Source organism: Segatella copri, assembly GCF_009494395.1.
In the GTDB taxonomy this organism is placed as follows: domain Bacteria; phylum Bacteroidota; class Bacteroidia; order Bacteroidales; family Bacteroidaceae; genus Prevotella.
On sequence record NZ_VZCB01000098.1, the window covers coordinates 22,592 to 44,172 of the forward strand.

At 47.3% G+C, this 21,581-nt stretch carries 18 protein-coding genes; 5 read left to right on the forward strand and 13 right to left on the reverse strand.

Annotation, left to right across the window (positions count from 1 at the left end; genetic code table 11):
• Nucleotides 1–29 precede the first annotated feature (29 nt).
• Nucleotides 30–1,517, forward strand: coding sequence for a DUF6080 domain-containing protein (locus F7D73_RS13935; RefSeq protein ID WP_153125637.1), 1,488 nt, complete (start codon nucleotides 30–32; stop codon nucleotides 1,515–1,517).
• Nucleotides 1,518–1,603: 86 nt separating this feature from the next.
• Here the strand turns inward: F7D73_RS13935 and F7D73_RS13940 are convergent, their stop codons facing one another.
• Entirely contained in the window at nucleotides 1,604–2,629 is a 1,026-nt protein-coding gene (locus tag F7D73_RS13940; protein WP_153125639.1) for a hemolysin activation protein, read from the reverse strand.
• Between the two features lie 182 nt (nucleotides 2,630–2,811).
• On the opposite strand from F7D73_RS13940, the gene F7D73_RS13945 reads away from it, so the two are divergent.
• From F7D73_RS13945 to F7D73_RS13960, 4 genes are read left to right on the forward strand one after another with little or no spacing between them, the layout of a single operon-like run.
• Nucleotides 2,812–4,170 (forward strand): DUF6080 domain-containing protein, encoded by a 1,359-nt coding sequence (locus tag F7D73_RS13945; RefSeq protein WP_153125642.1) that lies wholly within the window; start codon nucleotides 2,812–2,814, stop codon nucleotides 4,168–4,170.
• 51 nt (nucleotides 4,171–4,221) lie between these two features.
• Complete coding sequence (locus F7D73_RS13950) at nucleotides 4,222–4,941, forward strand: IspD/TarI family cytidylyltransferase (protein ID WP_118065759.1); 720 nt, start codon at nucleotides 4,222–4,224, stop codon at nucleotides 4,939–4,941.
• Between the two features lie 16 nt (nucleotides 4,942–4,957).
• Nucleotides 4,958–6,046 carry an NAD-dependent epimerase/dehydratase family protein gene (locus F7D73_RS13955; protein ID WP_153125644.1) on the forward strand — a complete coding sequence of 363 codons (1,089 nt, stop codon included), beginning with the start codon at nucleotides 4,958–4,960 and terminating at the stop codon, nucleotides 6,044–6,046.
• 25 nt (nucleotides 6,047–6,071) lie between these two features.
• On the forward strand, nucleotides 6,072–6,989 hold the full coding sequence (locus tag F7D73_RS13960) for a hypothetical protein (protein ID WP_153125646.1): 918 nt from the start codon (nucleotides 6,072–6,074) through the stop codon (nucleotides 6,987–6,989).
• A 28-nt stretch (nucleotides 6,990–7,017) separates the two neighbouring features.
• Here the strand turns inward: F7D73_RS13960 and F7D73_RS13965 are convergent, their stop codons facing one another.
• From F7D73_RS13965 to rplM, 12 genes are all read right to left on the reverse strand, one after another.
• Nucleotides 7,018–7,839: a LicD family protein gene (locus tag F7D73_RS13965; RefSeq protein WP_228117752.1), complete on the reverse strand. Its 822-nt coding sequence runs from the start codon at nucleotides 7,837–7,839 to the stop codon at nucleotides 7,018–7,020.
• A 6-nt stretch (nucleotides 7,840–7,845) separates the two neighbouring features.
• Nucleotides 7,846–9,282: a lipopolysaccharide biosynthesis protein gene (locus F7D73_RS13970; protein ID WP_153125648.1), complete on the reverse strand. Its 1,437-nt coding sequence runs from the start codon at nucleotides 9,280–9,282 to the stop codon at nucleotides 7,846–7,848.
• A 440-nt stretch (nucleotides 9,283–9,722) separates the two neighbouring features.
• Nucleotides 9,723–10,499: a glycosyltransferase family 2 protein gene (locus F7D73_RS13975; protein WP_153125650.1), complete on the reverse strand. Its 777-nt coding sequence runs from the start codon at nucleotides 10,497–10,499 to the stop codon at nucleotides 9,723–9,725.
• On the reverse strand, nucleotides 10,496–11,770 hold the full coding sequence (locus F7D73_RS13980; RefSeq protein ID WP_153125652.1) for a glycosyltransferase family 4 protein: 1,275 nt from the start codon (nucleotides 11,768–11,770) through the stop codon (nucleotides 10,496–10,498). Before F7D73_RS13980 ends, F7D73_RS13975 begins: the two co-directional genes overlap by 4 nt.
• Nucleotides 11,771–12,465: 695 nt before the next feature.
• Nucleotides 12,466–12,945, reverse strand: a complete 480-nt coding sequence (gene ispF, locus F7D73_RS13985) for a 2-C-methyl-D-erythritol 2,4-cyclodiphosphate synthase (RefSeq protein WP_153125654.1) — start codon at nucleotides 12,943–12,945, stop codon at nucleotides 12,466–12,468.
• Between the two features lie 36 nt (nucleotides 12,946–12,981).
• Nucleotides 12,982–14,181 (reverse strand): type IX secretion system outer membrane channel protein PorV, encoded by a 1,200-nt coding sequence (gene porV, locus F7D73_RS13990; RefSeq protein ID WP_153125656.1) that lies wholly within the window; start codon nucleotides 14,179–14,181, stop codon nucleotides 12,982–12,984.
• A 23-nt stretch (nucleotides 14,182–14,204) separates the two neighbouring features.
• Nucleotides 14,205–17,789, reverse strand: coding sequence for a type IX secretion system sortase PorU (gene porU / locus F7D73_RS13995; RefSeq protein ID WP_153125658.1), 3,585 nt, complete (start codon nucleotides 17,787–17,789; stop codon nucleotides 14,205–14,207).
• 35 nt (nucleotides 17,790–17,824) lie between these two features.
• Complete coding sequence (locus F7D73_RS14000; RefSeq protein ID WP_089544418.1) at nucleotides 17,825–18,442, reverse strand: fumarylacetoacetate hydrolase family protein; 618 nt, start codon at nucleotides 18,440–18,442, stop codon at nucleotides 17,825–17,827.
• 120 nt (nucleotides 18,443–18,562) lie between these two features.
• Nucleotides 18,563–19,558: a translation elongation factor Ts gene (gene tsf / locus F7D73_RS14005; protein WP_153125660.1), complete on the reverse strand. Its 996-nt coding sequence runs from the start codon at nucleotides 19,556–19,558 to the stop codon at nucleotides 18,563–18,565.
• Nucleotides 19,559–19,666: 108 nt separating this feature from the next.
• Nucleotides 19,667–20,437, reverse strand: coding sequence for a 30S ribosomal protein S2 (rpsB, locus tag F7D73_RS14010; RefSeq protein WP_153125662.1), 771 nt, complete (start codon nucleotides 20,435–20,437; stop codon nucleotides 19,667–19,669).
• A gap of 154 nt (nucleotides 20,438–20,591) precedes the next feature.
• Entirely contained in the window at nucleotides 20,592–20,978 is a 387-nt protein-coding gene (gene rpsI, locus F7D73_RS14015) for a 30S ribosomal protein S9 (protein ID WP_006848006.1), read from the reverse strand.
• 10 nt (nucleotides 20,979–20,988) lie between these two features.
• On the reverse strand, nucleotides 20,989–21,450 hold the full coding sequence (rplM, locus tag F7D73_RS14020; RefSeq protein ID WP_153125664.1) for a 50S ribosomal protein L13: 462 nt from the start codon (nucleotides 21,448–21,450) through the stop codon (nucleotides 20,989–20,991).
• Between the last annotated feature and the right edge of the window lie 131 nt (nucleotides 21,451–21,581).

A 21,581-nucleotide genomic window follows, 5' to 3' on the forward strand; every position in this document is an offset into this window, starting at 1 on the left:
AATAAAAGATTTATCATAGCAAAACCAATATGAGAAAAGTTTTCGATATATTCAAGATTAGAAAAGAAGAAAGATGGCTGGCACTCGTCATTTTCCTGATGCTTGCCGTCCTCAACAGCTTCGTTATTGCCCGATACGCTGGGGCTTTCACACAGATAACCGATGATTACTACAAGAATTTCATCCGCCACTTCTGCGTATCAGGCTTCGACCCGCTGACTTACTGGGTATTGAGCGACTGGAGTGCGGCATATAATGTCTACCGCCATCCATTGCTGGCAGCCTATATGTACGTTCCCTATCTGCTGAATATGGGACTGATGAAGCTGACAGGCTACAACTGTGCCCTCTTCATCGCCATCACCATTCAGATATTCTGCGGCTTCTATGCCATGATATTCCTCTATCGTATCTTCCGTGAGGTTGTAGAATTGGGACAGAAAGTTTCCCGGATGCTCACCCTGCTCTTCTTTTCCTTCGGATTCGTCATGGTCACCACCATCGTTCCCGACCACTTTGTCATCTCGATGATGCTGCTGATTCTGGCACTTTATATCTCCGGCAAGAGAATGAAGAGTCATCAGCAGTTCAAGATCTGGCAGAGCATCCTCTACTTCCTGCTCACCGCAGGAACCTCGCTCAACAACGGTTTGAAGATTTTCCTCTCTTCCTTCTTCGTTAACGGCAAGGCGTTCTTCCGGCCTAAGCACCTTCTGCTGGCAGTCGTCTTACCGGCAGGACTGCTCTGGGGATTCTGTCAATGGGAATACCGCACACTGGTATGGCCTCAGGAAATGGCGAAGAAAGAGGCGAAAGCCAAGAAGATGGCGGCAAGAAAGGAAAAACAGCAGCGTGCAGCCAAACTGAAGCAGCTGAAGGATTCGCTCGTTCAGGATTCCATCCAGCGAGGACTCAAGATTATCACGCCTGAGGAAATCGCACAGAAAGCCAAGAACGACAGCATACAGAAGGCAAAACAGCTGGCAAAGGAAGAGGCTAAGAAGAAAAAAGGACCAAAGCAGGGAGCACCGATGAAGAAGGTGGGATTTCTGAGCTGGACCGATGTCACTACCTCCAGAAGCCAGGCGCTCATCGAAAACTTCTTCGGTGAAAGCATCCAGTTGCACGAAGACTATCTGCTGGAAGATGAATTGAGAAACAACTGTGCCCGTCCGATGTTTGTACCTTATCGCCATTGGTGGAACTATGCTGCAGAAGCCATCCTGCTATTGCTGTTTGCCGGAGGTATCTGGGCAGGCAGAAAGCACAGGTTCCTGTGGCTTGCCCTATCCTATTTTGCACTCGACCTGTTTCTGCACATCGGATTGGGATTCGGACTGAACGAAGTATATATCATGACGGCACATTGGATCTATGTCTTGCCAATAGCCATGGCATATCTCTGCAAGTCAGCCCAAGGCAGATTCCGCAAGGGCATCATCACCACCATCGGCATCCTGACCGTCTATCTCATCCTATATAACGGATCATTGATATTCAGATATTTCTGTCTGTAAACAAGAAACGCCCTGTAAAGGCAAAAGCTTTAAAACTAAACGTTAATGATGCTTTTGCTCTTACAAGGCGTTTTTTATACTTTCATTTAAACATGCTTTTCCGTTCCCATCCACTTTCCAAACCGTTTCCGAACGGCTTTCAGGATGATGGAGAAATTGCCGTATCGCAGATTGAGGAAGAGTTCTTCCAGCGAACGGCCTATCTTAATCCACGGATGGCCCCAGCAATTAATTTTGTAGAGACGTTCCTTATACTCAACATCTTCCAGGATATAACGGGGATGCTTGAGCGGAAACTCCAATTCATGGCGCTTCATCATGAAAATCCTGCGATAAGCCTTCGGCGTGGTCTTCATGCTACCCGAAAAATGGGTAGACTCATCAGACAAGCCAAGATTATTAATCAGATTCTTTGCCGGCATAATCGCCATACCCGAACTCAGTAGCATGGCAGACCAGAACAGACTTTCGAAATACAGCTTGCCCGAAGCACGATGGTCCTGCATCATCCGGATAAGATCAGAACGCAGCTTCCTGCTCTTGGCAAACGACTCCAACTCCCGCATGGTATAAGCATCATCCAGGAAAGCATACTGCTCATCGCGCTTCTCGAAAACACGACGCCACGAAGCCCACCCCCAGATGGCAAATACCGAAGTAAAGAAATAACTGTTGGGACAATAAGCGGTAATCTCGTCCTCATTGAATCCTGCAATCATGGAGATACGCTCATCGTGCTCATACCGGTCGAGCATTTCCTTGCAGAAAGGAAAAAACGACTGAGACGGTACACAGTCATCTTCCAGGACGATGCACTTGTCGACCATCGAGAAAGCCCATTTCTGCGAGAGATGTCCCGAAGGGTCACATCCCTGGTTCTTGGTCTGATAAGAACGATGCACCTCACATTCCCAGTCGATATTCTCATCCGACGCAATCTGGCGGCACGCCTCAATACCCGGCACATCCCGCTCTCCCCTAGCTCCGTCCTGATAGAGGAACAGCTTGGCAGGACGAGCCTTCCTTACCTCGTCGAAAACTTTCTGGAAATGATCCGGGCGATTGAAGAACAGCATCAATACAGCCACATCTATCTTAGCAGGTTGTTTCATATATATTACTTGTTTACAAAATTAGCCAACTCTAGAAACTATATTCTCTGCAAAGATAACGCAAAAAGGAGACAATGCCAAATAAAACTGCCCCAAAAACAAGCCAAGATGCAATATTTCCCATTTTTTCTTCCTACAATCAATTTTTTACACTAACTTTGCAGGCAAATAAGAAAAGAAGAATGAAGAATATTTTTAAAATCAAGAAAGAAGAAAGGATACCGGGCCTCGTGGCTTTACTGGTATTCGTACTGCTCAACGGGTTGTTCTTCTACAAATACGGCAACCTTTTCCTCAGAGCGCACCACGTCAGCTTCTGGCAGTTGTTCGCCAAGACCTTCCATGTATCCGGATTTGATGCATGGTCGTATATCTTTATGTCGAATGGCAAACTCTATTTCGAGATTCCCCGCCATCCGCTCTTTGCAGTCATCCTTTATCCCTTCTATCTCATCAACAAGGAACTGATATCTTCGGGCGATACCAACTATGCGATGATATTCATGGCCATCCTGCTCATTGCAAGCGCCTTCTATTCCTTCATCTTCGTATATCGCATCTTCCGGGAAATCATAGAACTGAAGAAGAAAGACTGCATTCTTTTCTCCACCATGCTCTATTCCTTCGGTATGGTGATGGTTTCCATGCTGGTACCCGACCACTTCTGCTGGTCGCTCCTCATGCTGACCATGACGCTGTATCTGGCAGGCATGGCGATGAAGGAAAGACGCCAACTGTCTGCCTGGACCATCGGCATCCTCAGTTTCCTAACCGGAGGAGTCACTCTCAGCAACATTGCCAAGACCTATCTGGCAGCCTGGTTTACCAACGGCAGGAAGGTCTTTGCCCCTAAGAATCTCGTGGCTATGATTCTGCCAGCCATCCTGCTGGTAACTACTGCCTATCTTATCTATACAGAAGTAAGGGAACCCCAGTTTCATGCAGATAAGCAGATTGAGGTAAAGACACATGCCAAGGATCCGGAACAGCAGCGAAAGGATTCCATCCATCATGCATGGGTTCTGGCTCATACAGGAGAACCGATGAAGAAGGAAGGATTCTGGAAATGGACCGATACGTCAACTTCCAGGACAGATGCCCTGATTCACAACATGATGGGAGAATCCATCCAGCTCCACGACTCTTATCTCCTGGATGATATGTGCGTAAACCGACCTACCATCGTGAAGTATAACTACACATTCAATTATGTCATCGAAGCCATCATCTCGCTGCTGTTCCTCATCAGCATCGTGGTTGGCATCCGACATAAGTTCTTCCTCATGGTACTGAGTTGGCTGGGATTAGACATCGTCATCCACTTCGTGATGGGATTCGGACTGAACGAGATGTATATCATGGCTTGCCACTGGATATTCATCATTCCTATTGCCATCGCCTATCTGATGAAGTCACTCACACCGGGCAAACAGGTTATCCTGAGATATTTCTGCTGGTTACTCACCCTGTATCTCTGGGCATGGAATGGCTACTGGCTATTCACCTACATGTCAGACCAAGCAACCCAGATCATGAAATAAGCGGCCCCCAAAAGCCACATTCTTTATAATAACTCTCTAAAAAGGAATCTTATGAACATAGCAGTCATCTTTGCAGGAGGCTCTGGCCTCAGAATGCACACCAAGTCAAGACCTAAGCAGTTCCTGGAACTGAACGGCAAACCTATCATCATCTATACTTTGGAATTGTTCGACAATCATCCGGAGATAGATGGCATCGTCGTAGCCTGCATCGAATCATGGATTCCTTTCCTGGAGAAGATGATACGCAAGTTCGAAATCAGCAAGGTGGTCAAGATTGTACCGGGTGGCAACAGCGGACAGGATTCCATCTATCACGGACTCTGTGCTGCCGAAGAGTTTGCCGGCGGCAAGGATGCCAACGTGCTCATTCATGACGGAGTACGCCCACTCATCACCGAGGAAACCATTACTGATAATATCCGCAAGGTGGAAGAATGCGGCTCCTGCATCACCTGCATACCAGCCACAGAGACTTTCATCGTAAAACAGGAAGACAACTCGCTGGAAATTCCGGAACGAGACAATTCTCTGATTGCCAGAGCACCACAGAGTTTCCGACTGAAAGATATCCTCTCTTCACACCGCAAGGCGATTGAAGAAGGCAGACACAACTTCATTGATTCCTGTACGATGATGAGCCATTACGGCTATAAACTCGGTACCATCATCGGACCGATGGAGAACATCAAGATTACAACGCCAACCGATTTCTTCGTGTTCCGTGCCATGGTAACAGTACACGAGAACCAGCAGATTTTCGGTTTCTGATAAAGATAGAGAAGATATGAAACATAACGAAATAGAACTGGAAGACTGGAAAGACTTTGCCAAAAGCTTTCCGCTTTACGAACAACTGAGAAACAAGACCATCGGCATTACGGGAGCTACGGGCTTACTGGGCTCCTGCATGGTTCATTGCCTGGAAGAACTCGACAGACAGCACGGACTGAACCTGACCATCGTCTGCTTCGTAAGAAACGAAGAAAAGGCGCAGCAGGTACTGGGTCATCCTCAGGAAGAAGCCCATTCTGCAGAGGTTTTGGACAAGAACATCGTGATTCTGAAGCATGATTTTAGCAAGGCAGAGGAAATGCCGCAGGAGATTCACATCGATTATCTGGTGCATTTTGCCAGTCCTACCGCATCCCAATACTTTGTCAGCAAACCGGTAGAAACCATGATGACCGATTTCGACGGCACAGCCCAGCTCCTGCGTTTCGCCCTCCGACAGAACACCGCCTCTATCGTCAATGTTTCATCCCTGGAGGTATATGGAAGCATCTATGATGATTCCCATCCGCTCAGCGAGGAAGAGCAGGGCTACATCCATCTTTCAGATACCCGCAGCAGCTATCCCGTAGCCAAGAGAGCAGCCGAATGCCTCTGCCATGCCTATGCTCGCGAGTATGGAGTGCACGTCAAGACAGCGCGCCTCGCACAGACCTTCGGAGCTGGCGTTACGGCAGATGACAACCGCGTCTTCGCACAGTTTGCCCGCAACATCATTGCCGGAGAAGACATCGTTCTCCATACCACCGGTGAACTGAGCCGCTGCTATTGCTATACGATTGATGCCATCGAGGCAATCCTTTTCATCCTGCTGAAGGGTGAAGACGGCGAGGCATACAATGTTGCCAACGAGTCAACCTACATTTCCATCATCGATATGGCGAAGTTCCTCTGCAAGACTTTCAATCCCGACATACAACCGGTCATCCAGCTGAAGGAAGGCATGGGCTATTCTCCGATGACCCGGCTCCGTCTGTCCTGCAGCAAGGTGCATCAACTCGGCTGGACGCCAGGATACGACATGAAAACCATGTTCCAACGTCTCATTAATTCCCTGAAAGCTTCAGCAGCAGCTTCTCATTAAAACATTAAAAGCATCCATCAGCATCATGACATCCATTCTAAAGAGAATATACAAGAGTACATTGGGAATATACGAGCGCAAGGACCTGTCGTCCTGGAGCCATACTCCTGCCTGTTCTACTCCCATCTACGGCATCTACCATATCTTCTGCGACGCCAACTGGAAAGAGATGGTAAGGGAACAGATGCAGCATCTCGCCGACAGCGGACTGCTCGAGGCAAGCAACCACCTCTATATCAGCTGCATCGCCAGAAACGACGAAGACATCATGGAATTGGAAGATATCCTGCGACAATACTCTAAAGATAAGATAGAATTTGTTTCCAAGACCACCAATCCGCAGCGATTCGAGTTTCCGGCGCTCGACTATATGTATGAGAAATCGCAGCACGAAGACTTCCTCTTCTATTATTTCCATACCAAGGGAATCACCTATCAGACTCCCCTGCATCAGGAAGACAGGGAATTCAGGGGGTTCGTGGATAAGATTGTGGCATGGAGAAGAATGATGGAATATTTCCTGATGAACCAGTGGAAAGTGGCTGTCAACACCCTGGAAGCGGGATATGATACCTACGGAAGCTATCTCTTCCCTCCTTTCAAGAACAAGATGTATGCCGGCAACTTCTGGTGGGCAAAGGCTTCTTATTTCAGAACGCTCCCTGCCCTAGACGAAGATACCAAGCTGCACAACCGGTTCATGGCCGAGGAATGGCTGCTGAGTCTGCCGAGAGTAAAGGCTTTCTCGGCTTTCGATACGGTGGCAGACCTGTATTTTGTCAGAATTCCGCCAACCATCTATGAGGTGGGCAGACATTCCCTTTGGGATTCCCTCAAATACTGCACCATCTATACCTATAGAAAATATCAGCGCAAATGGTTCGGTTACAGCTATAAGCAGCACTGCCAACAAAAATTCCAGCAACTCAAGCAATCGCTTTAGTTGCTGGAATTTTCCATTTATAACTGGTTCATGACTTGAACTCCAACTTACCGACGTGCAGATTCACCTTGTCCAGATCCGGCAACTGCATATAGTTGCCATATTGGTCGGTCAGCACCTTGTCGTAGTTTCCCGGCACAGGCATCTGATGCCCCTCAAACTCCAGGGTGGTCAGCGGGAAGATATCTTTCAGATGGCGCTCTACGACAAAAGGCACACCGAAAGCATCCAGATAGGCGCCACCGGTCAGTTTGGCGATGCCTCTCATCACCGGATAAATCAGCCGTTCATTCAGATGTACCCAGCGCATCACCTTGCCCACGAGCACTTCATCCTGCAGATCCTTCCGCTTCAATATCTTGTAGGTGTGCCCGATGGTCTGCATCGACAACCGCTGCAGCCATTTGGGATGCTTGTCGATAGGAAAGATATCTATATAGATGCCCCGCTCCTTGAAAATCCTGTCATAGCCATTGTTTTCATCCAGCACCGAACGGCGGTCTCTCAACTTGGCATACTGGAAGAAATAGTTTTCGTCCGTCTGCCTGCATTGCAGCGCCATCGTTTCATCAAGTTCGCGGGGCAGAATCTCAATCATCTTCAGATAATCCTCCCGAAGCATCTGCACATCCATATCATCATCCCAGGGAATAAAACCCTGATGGCGGGCTGCACCAATCAGTGTGCCGCCTATCAGCCAGTAACGGATGTGATGGCGCTTGCAGATGGCATCAAAAGCCAGCAGCAGCTCTACCATCCTTTGCTGATGCTTCCACAGCAGAGAACCTTCGGGATTGAACCGGGCTCTCAACTCCTCATTACTATATTGTCTTGTCTGATTTTCCATCATATTCATCTATTTTTTCTTTAATACAAAACGGATACACTCATCCAATATGGCAACCCGAGCCACTTTCATGACCACGAAATATAATACGGCTGCCATCACAACCCTAGCCAGAAGCAGACATGCCTGATTGGTAATGCTCATCGTTGCCAGATAGGTGAGGCTCATCACGCCCAGAGCCGCCAGCAGGAACGGACAGGTATCTTTCAGAAAGTCCAGCGGACGGTAACTGATATAGCGGTAAGCCAGCGCATACCATACAAACATCCAGACGATGGTCAATGCCACATAGACTGATACCATCAGATGGATGCCATAAGGCCAGAGAAGCAGCATCAGCACAATCTGGGTGACACTCAAGGAAACCGTACACCAGAAATAGGCACCGGATTTTCCCTTACTGATAACCACATTGGAAAACAGCGTATAAAGTGGCATCACCGAACCACCCACGCACAGCATGCGCAGCAGTTCTGCACTCGACTGCCATTTCTCGGTCAGCGTGATGATAATGAACTCATTGGAAACGAGTCCCAATCCGAACAGCAGAGGGAAAGAAAGGAAGCAGATAAACCTGACCATCTTTCTGAAAGCCATCAGCTGGCGCTCCCTGTCGTCAGAGAGATTCACCAAGGTAGGCTGGATCACCGGATTCAGCATTCCCTGCAGCAGGAGATAACACTTCGAGTTCCACTGATAAGCCTGGTTGTAGCTACCCGTAATGGCATTGGTATAGAAACGGCCCAGCAGGATATTCATCACATTGTCGTTGATTTTGGTGGCGATGGTTGTAGCTGCAATCTTGAAACTGAACGGAAACATCGTCCTCACCGGTGCGAAATCTATCTTCAGGGAAGGTCGCCAGGTGGAATAATGCCATACCAGCAGGGTGTTCAGTCCCACATAAACCACTCCCTGGGCAGCCAAGGACCAATAGGCAAAGCCATTCCATGCCATCAGCACACCCACGCTACTCGACAGCAGCACTGCCGTGATACTCGCCTTTGCCTGCTGCTTCACCATCATGTTCTTGAAAAGAAATGCCGCCTGAGCCGTACCCAGGCTGGAAAAGAGAATGTTGATGAAAGCCAGTCTGCACAATGCAACCAGCCGTTCATCATGATAGAAATCGGCTATGAAAGGGGCACAGAAGAAAAGGATGGTATAAAGAGAACCACCCACAAGGATGTTAAACCAGAATACGGAGTTGTAATCATTGGCTGTAGGATTCTTCAGATTGCCGATGGCTGAAGCGAATCCACTGTTCTGAAGAGCAATCGCTATGAGTGGGAACACATTGATCATCGCCATCATTCCATAGTCTTCCTTCGACAACAGTCTGCCCAGGATGATGCCGAATACCAGTCCGATAACCTGCATCGCCCCATTGTTCATGGCTCCCCAGAAGAGCCCCTTCGCTGTTTTTTCCTTTAATGTTTCTGCCATTGATTTCTTAAATTTGCTGCAAAGATACAATAAAAACTGCAAACAGACATGCATTTTCATAAAAAAAGAAAGCGCTAGTCATCACGACTGGCGCTTTCTTTCTTAAAATATGTAATCAAGTAATTTCTCACCTGATATATTTTAAATACCTATTGAACCATAAATAAACCGAATTATACGGCTAAAATACCAAATTAAATATCAATTCTAGATAACACTAAACTTAAATTTCTTATGAAAAAATATCTTGAGTGTAAATGACATGTTTACGTGCCACCACACTGATCTGTCTTTATTTCGATTACAAAGATAGTGAATTTTTTGAATACGCAGGGTATAATAATTGTTTTTTAGGGTGTAAATTCTATTTTTATAGTGTAAATAAAACAACCTCAAATACTTCTTTTCTATTTTTTACCCCTATTCAAATTCCTTCTTTTTTATCGTTTCAGTACACCTCTTACCGCAAACCAGGCATGGACACAGAGGGTTGTAAGTAGACCATAATGGGTTTTCATCACCTGGAAACGCTCCTTCAGCGATGCCTTGTGATACTGGCTGGTCATTCCGCCATCCAGGAAATTCGTCAGCACCGTATGCACATTGCGCAGCGGTAATCCTCTACGAGCCGACTCCTTCATGATTCTGATGCACCAGTCTACATCTGCCGAATAACGGTAATGCAGGTCGTAATGAATCTGCTTGGCGATATCTGTACGGGCATAGAAAGACTGATGGCACACCAGCATGCCCCATTTAAAGGAACGCCAGGTCAGCTTCTTCGGTGGAGCCAACCGGCGATGGCGCAGGAATCGTCCTTCCATATTCACGATATCCGTATCGCCGTAGAGCACGCCCGGCAGGTCTTCACCTTCACCCACGCATCCTTCTACCAGCTCCAGGGTATCATCCGACGGGAACACATCTCCGGCATTCATAAACACCAGGTAATCGCCTGTTGCCCGGTCGATACTCTTGTTCATCGCATCATAGAGTCCCTTGTCGGGTTCTGAAACCACCACTATCTGATGAGCATTCTCACCTGCTTCGGTCTTGTGCTCATAGGTCTTCACCATTGAAAGGGTCTTGTCCTTCGAACCGCCATCCATGATGATGTGTTCTATATTGCAATACGTCTGGCGCTGGATACTGTCCAGTGTACGCTGCAATACGGATGCCGCATTGTAGGTACAGGTAACAACTGTGAATTTGATCATATACGATAGTGTTTGAAAGCCATCGCCTGGTTATATACCTCAATATATTGCAAAGCAACAGCATGTTGTGAATAATTGTGCATCACCTTCTGGAGGCATGCGGTCTTGATATTCTCCTGGTCTGCCTCGAAGAGTACCCAGTGGATGCCGGCAGCCAGATCCTTGGCATCCCGGTAGTTGGCTACATAGCCATTCCTGCGGTGGTCTATCATCTCCGGAATGCCTCCCACCTTGAATCCTACGCTAGGCACTCCACATGCCATGGCTTCCATGATGGTATTCGGAAGATTCTCCGACAGGGAAGGCAGGACAAATACGTCTGCCGCATTATAAATGTCAACAATGCGCTTATCCTCGCTTACATAGCCCAGGGATATGGTCGGGAAAGGCAGTTTGCCTTCGAAATCCTCACCATGACCGCCAAGGATTGCCACGCAGGTATTGTCCCGCATCTCCGGATAGGTTTCGCTCATCAGCTGGCAGGCTTCTATCAGATAATCCATTCCCTTGTAAGGATTGGTCGCCTTTTGGGCAATGAACAGTATGATGTGTTTATCCTCAGGCAGAAGGGTACGCAGGCGTGCCTCCTTCTTGTCTTCCGGACGATAGAGATGTGTATCTATCGGATTCGGGATGGTTTCTATGCGCTGACCGGCAAGAAGTCCGCTGAGCTTTGCCTCGGAAGCCAGCCAGCGGCTGCAGGTTACGAACGAAATGCTTCCAGCGCTGTACACTTTCTGTTTTTTCTTCCAGATACGGGCCGATAAGTCGTTCTTGCCTCCTCCCTGAGGCAGATACTTGCAGTTGCCGCATCCGTTATTATAGTGATGACATCCCAGGGTGAGGTGGCAGATGGAAGAAGCAGGCCAGATGTCGTGCATGGTCCAGACTACCGGCTTGCCACTATTCAAGATTTTCCTGATACCTTTCAGCGACAGCATTCCCTGATTCACCCAATGCAGATGAATCACGTCAGCCTCCTTGAATTCGGGCAGGGAAGTGATATCGTTTCCGGCATTGGCTATATCTAGGGCAAAGAGATTCTTTTTGGAAAAATGCAAATGCCAGAAAATGCACCAGCGCTCCCAAAGGAAACTCCACTGTGACTTGAGCGAACGGGGCAGTCCCACAACCGTAATATCCTCGCTCACCTTATCGCGCACCAACATCTTGGCCTTAACACCATTGTTGTTAAGGGCATCCATCAGGCGATTGGCTGCAACAGCAGCTCCACCCGCCTTCTCACTTGTATTTACTATGAGTACTCGCATTGCTAATATATTTTACGATTGCAAAGGTAAGGAAAAAAATGTGCAAACAAAAGAAAAACAAGAAAAAACTCATGCAGATTGCGCAAATTACGCTGTTCCATACCTTTTTGCCCCCTTGAACATGAGCACGGAAAACTATCCCCCAACCTACTTTCTCAAACGGGTTGGGGAATTTTGTTTCAGTATAGACAGATGACCGCACAACGGCCGAGCTACGGCTGCACAACACGTGGTGGACATGTGCACAACAGCTGATATGCGAGCGCACAACAGCTGTTGTGCGGCCAAGATACCTATATCTTACGGAAATATATCCTTATTCTTCCGACGACTTATAGTACTCTTTTAAGAGAGCTGTCAGACAAACATAACAGAGGAATGCATAAAAAACATGCCACAACTCTCAACGAGCTGTGGCATGCAATATGTTTAACTTAAAAATTCTAATCAAAGATAGTCTCACGACCTTCATCAATTATCTGTTAAACAATCTACCTTAAAACCTAATAACTAAAAACCTAAATCTATTACTACTAACCTAAACAATCTATTAACCTTTTGACGCTGCAAAGATACAATGATTTTTTCTATCCACCAAATATTTTATCAAAAAAATACTCCTTTTATGAATATTTTTTGATTTACATCAACCGAATTGCAATAATTCAATAGTTCTTAACAGCTATTAAGTGTAATTATGCCCTTTGTATCAACACCGTAGCATAAGCCGAGATACCCTCCATTCTTCCCGTAAAGCCAAGCTTTTCGGTGGTTGTAGCCTTGATGGAAATCTGGTCTTCGTCTACTCCCATCACTTCAGCCAGGCACGCCTTCATGGCAGGGACATGCGGATTGAGCTTAGGTCGCTCAGCACAGACGGTAGCATCAATATTGCCCAGGGAATAGCCCTTGGTAGCAATCAGGTCCATCGTCTTGCGGAGCAATATCTTGGAATCCACATTGAGCGTCTCGGCAGCCGTATCCGGGAAGTGATAACCAATATCACGCATATTGGCAGCCCCCAGCAAAGCATCGCAAATGGCATGTATCAACACATCGGCATCACTATGACCCAGCAATCCCAGTTCATAATCTATCTTGATGCCACCCAGCCACAAGTCTCGCTCTGCCACCAACTTGTGGACATCATATCCAAATCCTACACGTATATTCATATCTATATATAATAACTAATCAATAATCACTAAAAACTATCTCTTAAAGAGGTCCTTGAGACCGTCCATATCAAAGGAGAGGGTGAAGCGGAGCGTCTGGTCGAGCGGATTGCTCTTAGCGGTAGCCACCACATAGGCAGCATCTAGGGAGAAGACGTTCATCTTGAAACCTGCACCCACCGTGAAATACTTTCTGTTGCCCTTGCTCTGACTCTCGTGATGATAACCGGCACGCAACGCAAACTTATCATTGTAAACATATTCGGCACCCAAGCCATAGTTGATTTCCTCCATCTCTTCCTTGAAGCCGCCCGGCGCATCGCTGAAACTCTTGAAAATACCGCTGATGGCAGAAACATCATTATATTCCCTGAGCACACGATCCTTATATTCAGCCGCATCCTCACCCTCTTCCTGCTGTGGAACCGTAGGAACGAGGAACTTGTTGGCATCGGCAGCCAGGGTAATACGGTTGTACTCATCGATAGGAATCATCAGGGAAGCTCCCAGACGGAGATTGGCAGGCAGGAACTCGCTATACTCCTCACCGCTGAAAGTAATCTTGCTACCGATATTGGAAATATTCAAACCCACACCCAGCTGGCATTCACGCTGACCGATAACCACATAGTTCTGATAATAGGCGGCAATATCGGCAGCAAAGGCAGAAGCCGGAGAACTGTCCTCCTTGTAATCGAAACGCATATCCGAATAAATCCAGCGGATAGCTGCAGCAAGAGAGAACTTCTCGCTGAGCATCAGAGAATAAGCCACATCGAGCGACATCTCGTAGGGATTGATGGTCATGGCATTGGAATTGGCATTGGAATTGGCATCCGGATTTTCGGTATAAACCTCACCCATATTAAAGTATCGCAAAGAGGCAGACACTGCGCTGTAATCGCCAATGCGGTAATAACCAGACAGATAGGCAAGGTTCATGTCATTGACCAAAGAACGCAGCCAAGGGGTGAAGTTCAGGGAGACACCTGCACGCGAAATATTGAACGGATACTTTGCCGGGTTCCAATACTGGGAGTTGACATCCGGGTCGGTAGCCGCACCCACATCACCCAAACCGCCACCACGGGCATCAGGCGCAATGGTCTGCGAGATGACAGCGTAATTGACAGGATTGAACAACTTTTCCTTTGTATCATCATCATCTGCCGCCTTCACTCCCAAGGACAGACAGGAGAGGACTCCTACTATGATTATTCTGAAAGTCTGATTCATATTATGTTTATTTTTTATATTATCTATTTGATTACTATCAGTTTTTGGGTTTTCGATGCATAACTGCTACCCCCGGCAGCAATCCTTACCCGATAGAGGTAGACACCTGTAGACAAAGGTCGCCCGCCATCAACCGTCAAGTCCCATTTCACGGTATAGGTCCCGGAAGCAGGAACTCCATTTTCTGCATGTCGCCATATCAGACGACCGGAAGTATCATAGAGTTCTATCACCACATCCATATTGCTCTCTGCCCTATCATGAGAGATGATGAAGGTAGTAGAAGTACGGGCAGGATTCTCCGTCACGCCCACCTGGAAGAGATTAGGCGTAAGTCCCTTCACCACGTTGAAGTTCAGCCGGACCGTAGAACTGTTGTTCTGGATATCCCATGCACGGAACATCAGCTGATGCTTGCCCGGCTCCAACTCCGGAATGCTGTAATAAGTGGAACCACTGGTATAGCTTCCGAAATCATACGTGAAATGATCGTTGAGCACATAGGTCTTCGACATATCTCCATCTATCACGAGCTGCAGGTCATGTCCGATACCGCTACCAGACACATTCACTCCGTCCTTATCCGTAATCTGTGCCACGAAATAAGGAGTGGCATTCACCCTTCCGCCATCCGTGAAAGAAGGAGAATTGAGATAGCAATAGATGGAAGGACCGATGGAATCGTTCTGCATCTCCTCACTGCCTCCCACCAGGAAACGGTCGGAAGCCCCCTGCACCGGCAGGTTCTTGCTGCCGTTGATGGCAAAGAGATTCACCAGACCCGCACTATCCGAATAATTAATATCCTTAGGAACAGCAAAGGAGAGGACAAACTGACCATTTCTTACACTATCAGAACCATTGAAGAGGGTTTTCTGACGGTCATAGAACCTGAAAGCCTCAAAAGCTCCATCATCAGAAGTATCGTTCAACTTACAGGTAATCTGATTTCTGGAATCGCGAACCGTAGCAGTCACCACACCCTGATAATCCTCTGCCCCTTCAATATGTCCGGCAATTCGGGCAATAGAACCTGCCTTCAGTTTCGCCACCGCATCTGTCTGTCGGCAATCCACCCCATTGATGGAGTCTACCACCACCTTCATCTGAGGCAGATTGAGCGAGAGGGCAGGATCGCCCAAAAGGGAATACTGGAGATGGTTCTCTTTATTATCCTTTTCTCCCTGGACCACAGCGCCCATCATGATGTCATTCTGAGCCAGACGATGTGCCTCGCCCAATGTAATCGGCTTGCCATCCACATAGCTGAGTACTCTGCGCATAAAGGCGCGGTTGATATATTTATTCTCCAGTGCATAAACCGTACGGGTAGTACCATAGAAAGCCACAGCACCGCCATTCGGATTCAGTATCGCCTCTTCACCGATATTGGAAGTGACACCGTCAAACGGCATAATATCACAGCAGGCAGTAACCCACAAAGGCAGATTGGTATTGCGAAACTCCTTGAAATCGGTAATTTTCAACACGCCCTCGTGAGAAACCTGGGTTTCACTGGCATGTCCGGCATAATCCATAATCAATGCACCCGCTGCCTGCTGTTGCTTGATAATCCTGGTTGCCTCCGGATAAGTATTACCCGTAGAAGAGGAGACACGGGTATAGGCATCCCACATTACTTTCTTGATAAGATAACCCGGGTAAAGAGCTGAGACAAAATCAGCTACCTCATTGGCATCCTTCATGTGCAGGTTGCTGTTGCCGTCATCGCCCATGAACATCAGGGTGTTCTGCCAGCTTCCGGCATTCTCGTTATTGGCATAGTTGATGGTCTTGTCTACCATAATCCTAGCCTCGTCGACGGTGGTTACCGGGAATCTTCCAACACCCACATCCTGCAGTTCGGTTCTCGGATCCGTTCCCTTTCCTTCGCCCAGGATGCCCAGCCAGCTGTCGCTCACGAAGCAATGCACCTTGCAGAAAGACTCCTCGCTTTCATAGCAAAGCAGATAGTCGTCAGGATTCAGCGTCTTACAGCTTGCCGTCAGCATTCGGTTGTCCCAGACGCAATCGCCAAACATCAGCAGATACTTAGGCATATCTGCCTCGGTCTGAGCCTTGTCGTAGAGCATTCTCAGATAGCGGCGATAGGCATTGGCATCAGGGGTTCCGCTGGCAAACTCGTTATAGAGTTCATCAGCCGGCACTATCGTAACTCTCAACCCGTCATGGGTTTCATGAAATTCTTTCAGTCTTTTAGCTTCTTTCAGTAATTTCTGGGAGGTAGGGATGATGATGACCATATCAGCCGCCCCGTCAGCATGATGGTCCTGATTGGTGATACCATATACATATTGAGCCGCAGGCACCTGGCTGTTGAATCCAGGAAAAGGTATTGGCTTTTCCCAAGTCATCGCCACATAGTCGAGATGCATCGGACCTCCCGTCTTCGGCAGCAGGGTGATGGTATCCTTTTCTGATAAATCCTTTAGTGGATAGGTGGCAAAGCTCTCTACTGCCATCTGGTAGGAAGCATCAGAGGTCACCGACTTCTGCAGGGTGATGGTTCCCAGATAAACGCCATTCTTCTGAACTTCTACCGAACCATTGACACCCATCGTAACCCCAACGGTCAACTTTCCGTTACTGCTTCCGGTCTGATTGACGATGGCTACCTGCTGTTTGCCTCCCAACGGTACTTCGGTAGGGTCGAAGAGATTCCTTCCTCCAGGGAACCAGCTGTATCCATCCTTCTCATAGAGCGAATGATAGTCTTCTGCCTGGGGAAAATAGGTAGATATAAAGGTGGCAGAATCCATCTGCGTAGGCTCTTCCCCAGTCTGGGTAATGAAATAATATCCGTAATCAGAATAAGGATTCCGGATGCGCTGGATAGAAGTCTTGTCCTCCCAGCTTACAGGTCCCTTAGCATAGAAATAGTGCTTGCCATCAACAATACATTGCGGCACTTCCTGCAAATCATCAAGCTTCTTCAGTTCACCAGCTATAAGCGCCTCATTCTGCAGATTTCCGCCATAGCCATAAATCTTCACCTTATTTATATTAGAGAATCCGGCTTGGCGCACCACGGCATCCGTCAATTGATGAATGCCCGATTGGCTCACTCTAATCTTAGCCCATGCTCCCGATGCCAGGACAGAATGGTCAGCATAGAGCGAAGCCGATTTGCCCGCAGCACGGCTTTTCATCAGGTTTTCCTTGCCGGCTTCCTGCTGTGCCCGCTTCAAGGGCTGCGCCTTGACATCGAGCATAAAGCTCACCAGCGCCTGATATCTGTTCTGCCTAAAGAGGAGCGGAGAAAGAGAAATCATCAGGACTCCCTTCTTGCGGCATTCCATCACCTTCTGGTTTACCACCACCTGACCAGGCAGAATGGCACCGGAAAGATGATTATAATGCGCAATATCATCAGCCGACATATCGATATATTCCGGATATTTCAGCTCTACGGTATAAATGGAATCCTGATAATCACCCTGCAAGGGATAGGAATAGATGAATTGCGGCAAGACAGAGTCTACCTTCACTTCATCCGAAGTGAGGTTAAAGAACTTCTGTGCTGAAACGGGCAATGCCATGAAGAGAAGGCACAACCCTATCCACCATATCCGAAAAGTCTTACTCATATTCATATATTCCTACCTAGAATTCTATCTTTTGATTATTTACACATAAAATCGAGCACCTTTCTGTCTTCCAGATAGCCCTCCAGATGGTCGTCAATCTTCACCGGACCGCAACCAGTAGGACAGCCCGTATAGAGCAGGTCGCCCGTCTTCAGCGTGAAGTACTGGCTGATATAGGAGATGATTTCATCCACCTTGTAGAGCATATCGCTCGAACAGCCTTCCTGCACATTCTCGCCGTTGATGTTGAGATGGAAGTGGATAGCCTGGATGTCACGGAACTTCTGGATATCCACCCATTCGCCGATGGCTGCAGAACCGTCGAATCCCTTGGCAAGTTCCCATGGTTGTCCAGCCTCTCTCAGCTTCTTCTGCATCTCGCGGGCGGTAAAGTCGATGCCCACTGTCACCGCATCATAATAGCGATGGGCGAAACGCTGCGGAATGGTCTTTCCCAACTTACAGATTCTCACCACCAGTTCGGTCTCATATTCAATTCTTCCCAGATGGTCTGGAATGAAGAAAGGCTTGCCGTTGTTGAGCAGAGCCGAGTCTGCCTTGGTAAAGATAACAGGACGCTCTGGTTTAGATAACGTACCATGGAGCGATTTATTGTGTTCGGTATAGTTCATACCGATAGCAAATATCTTCATAACTCAAAAATATATATAAAAAAGAAATGGGAGTTAGAAGCAAAGCGAGGCTTAACTTCATAACTCCCGGGTATTCTAATTTAACTATAAGTCAAATTAACGCTTGCTTTTGAGTAATGATTACTCAGCAGCAAGAGTAAAGCGCTGGTAAGCAACGATCTTGAGATCCTTGCTCTGAGAAGCGAGGTACTGAGCAACAGTCTGCTTGTCACCGTCACCGAACTGGAACTCCTGGTCAACGAGGCAGTTCTCCTTGAAGAACTTAGCCAGACGACCATTAGCGATGTTCTGGATCATAGTTGGGTTCAAAGAAGCAGCCTTCTCCTCACCTACAGTCTTCTTGATGTTGCGAGCCTCTTCAGCCTGCTCAGGTGTCAACCAACCCTTCTTGGTGTTGCTCTCGATGTGATCCTCAGAGTCAACGTGAGCTGGGTTGATGCCAGCCTTCTTCAAAGCTGCGTTAACAGCCTTCTCTACGAGCTCTTCCTTAGTCTTGGCAACAGCAACCTCGAGCTCAGTCTTCTTTGTCTTCTCAGATACAGAAGACTCATTAAGAGCTACAGGGCGCATAGCAGCTACCTGCATAGCTACCTTGTGACCAGCCTCCTCGTTGTTCTCGTTGAGCTGAACCATAGTACAGAGAGTGTGCTTGTTCATGTGGTCGTAAACCTCGATGTTGTTACCCTCGAGAACGCAGTAGCCGTCGAGCTCCATCTTCTCACCGGTGATACCAGAGCGCTGTGTAACAGCAGCCTGAGCATCAGACTCGCCAACCTTCAAAGCCTTCACCTCGTCAAGAGTATGAGCCTTTGCAGCGATAGCAGCATCGAGGATGTCAGATGTCAACTTGATGAAGTCAGCACCGTTAGCAACGAAGTCAGTCTCACACTTGAGAGCGATGATAGCAGCGAAATCGTTAACCTTCTTAACGAGAACGCAACCGTTAGAAGTCTCACGGTCAGAACGCTTAGCAGCGATAGCGAGACCACGCTCACGGAGCAACTCCTTTGCCTTATCGAAATCACCTTCAGCCTCTGTGAGTGCCTTCTTAACGTCAGCAAGACCAGCACCAGTCATAGCGCGAAGTTTCTTGATATCTTCAATTGAAACAGCCATAATATTTTTTTAATATTAAAAGTTAATAATAATCTTTGCTTTAAAAGTACTAAAGCCATCGAATCATAAAACAGAATCAATGGCTCCAGTATATTTTTGTTTGCCTAATTACTCAGCCTCGTCCTTGCGAGCAGCCTTCTTCTTAGGCTGATCCTTCTGCTCTGCAGCAGCCTTGTCGTCAGCCTTCTCAGCCTTACGCTCCTCGATACCCTCAGCGATAGCACCGCAAACAGCAGTGAGGATAGCCTCTACTGAGTCCTTAGCGTCATCATTAGCTGGGATAACGTAGTCGATATTCTTAGGATCTGAGTTTGTATCAACGATACCGAAAACAGGAATACCAAGACGGTTAGCCTCCTTAACAGCGATGTGCTCCTTCATTACGTCGATAACGAAGAGTGCGCTAGGGAGACGGCTCAAGTCAGCGATAGAACCGAGGTTCTTCTCCAACTTAGCGCGCTGGCGGCTGATCTGCAGCAACTCACGCTTAGAGAGGTTAGAGAATGTACCATCGTTCATCAACTTGTCGATGTTTGTCATTTTCTTAACTGCCTTACGGATTGTAGGGAAGTTGGTAAGCATACCACCAGCCCAACGCTCGTTAACGTATGGCATATTTACAGAAGCTGCCTTCTCGGCAACTACATCCTTAGCTTGTTTTTTAGTAGCGACAAACAGGATTTTCTTACCTGTCTTGGCGATTTCCTTGAGGGCCTCAGCAGCCTCGTCAACCTTAGCAACAGTCTTGTTGAGGTCGATAATATGAATACCGTTACGCTCCATGAAGATGTAAGGAGCCATTGCTGGATTCCACTTGCGACGGAGGTGTCCGAAGTGGCAACCTGCCTGAAGTAACTGGTCAAAATTTGTTCTTGACATTGTCTTTTCTTTTTTAATTGTGTTTACTTTCTTTTGAATTCTAGCTAGAATCAGTCGATGAGTAGTCCCCGATTAATGGAATCTCACCGATTTAGATACTAAACTTTTTAGCTCAGCTATAATAATCTGAATATATAATAATATATGTATAAGATTAACGCTTGCTGAACTGGAAGCGACGACGAGCCTTTGGCTGACCTGGCTTCTTACGCTCTACAGCACGTGAGTCACGTGTCATGAAGCCTGCATCCTTCAATGCCTTCTTATCGTTAGCGTCGATCTTAACGAGAGCGCGAGCGATAGCGAGGCGGAGAGCCTGGCTCTGACCGGTGAAACCACCACCGTCGAGGTTTGCCTTAATATCATACTTACCCTCAGCTTCGAGCAACTGCAATGGCTGCTTTACTACATAGCGAAGGATTGCTGATGGGAAATATGTTTCAATATCTTTCTTGTTGATTGTGATCTTACCTGTACCCTCTGTGAGGTATACGCGAGCTACAGCGCTCTTACGGCGACCAATTGCATTAATTACTTCCATTCTACCTTAATTATTTATACTGGTTAATATCAATTGCCTTTGGCTGCTGAGCCTCATGCTTGTGCTCTGTGCCATCGTAAATGAAGAGGTTGTCCATCAAAGAGCGACCGAGAGGGCCCTTTGGCAACATACCCTTAATTGCATGACGGAGGATCTTGTCCATTCCATCAGGACGCTTGCGCAACTCAGCTGGAGTATTGAAGCGCTGACCACCAGGGTAACCAGTGTAACGTGTGTAAACCTTATCAGTCTCCTTCTTGCCAGAGAATACAACCTTAGCTGCATTGATAATGATTACGTTGTCACCACAATCTACGTGTGGAGTGAAAGTTGGCTTGTACTTACCGCGAAGCAACTTAGCAACCTTTGAGCAAAGGCGACCTACTACCTGGTCTGTTGCGTCGATTACAACCCACTCTTTCTTAGCTGTCTCCTTATTAACAGAGATAGTCTTGAAACTTAATGTGTCCATTTTAAAATTTAAATTTACTACTAAAAAACGTTTTTAATCTTTTCTTACTCACTTATGTTTCGGATAGGTGATTCACTAACCGCAAATCCCGGCCACAGGAAGTGCTATTAACACACCATATCCAGGGGACT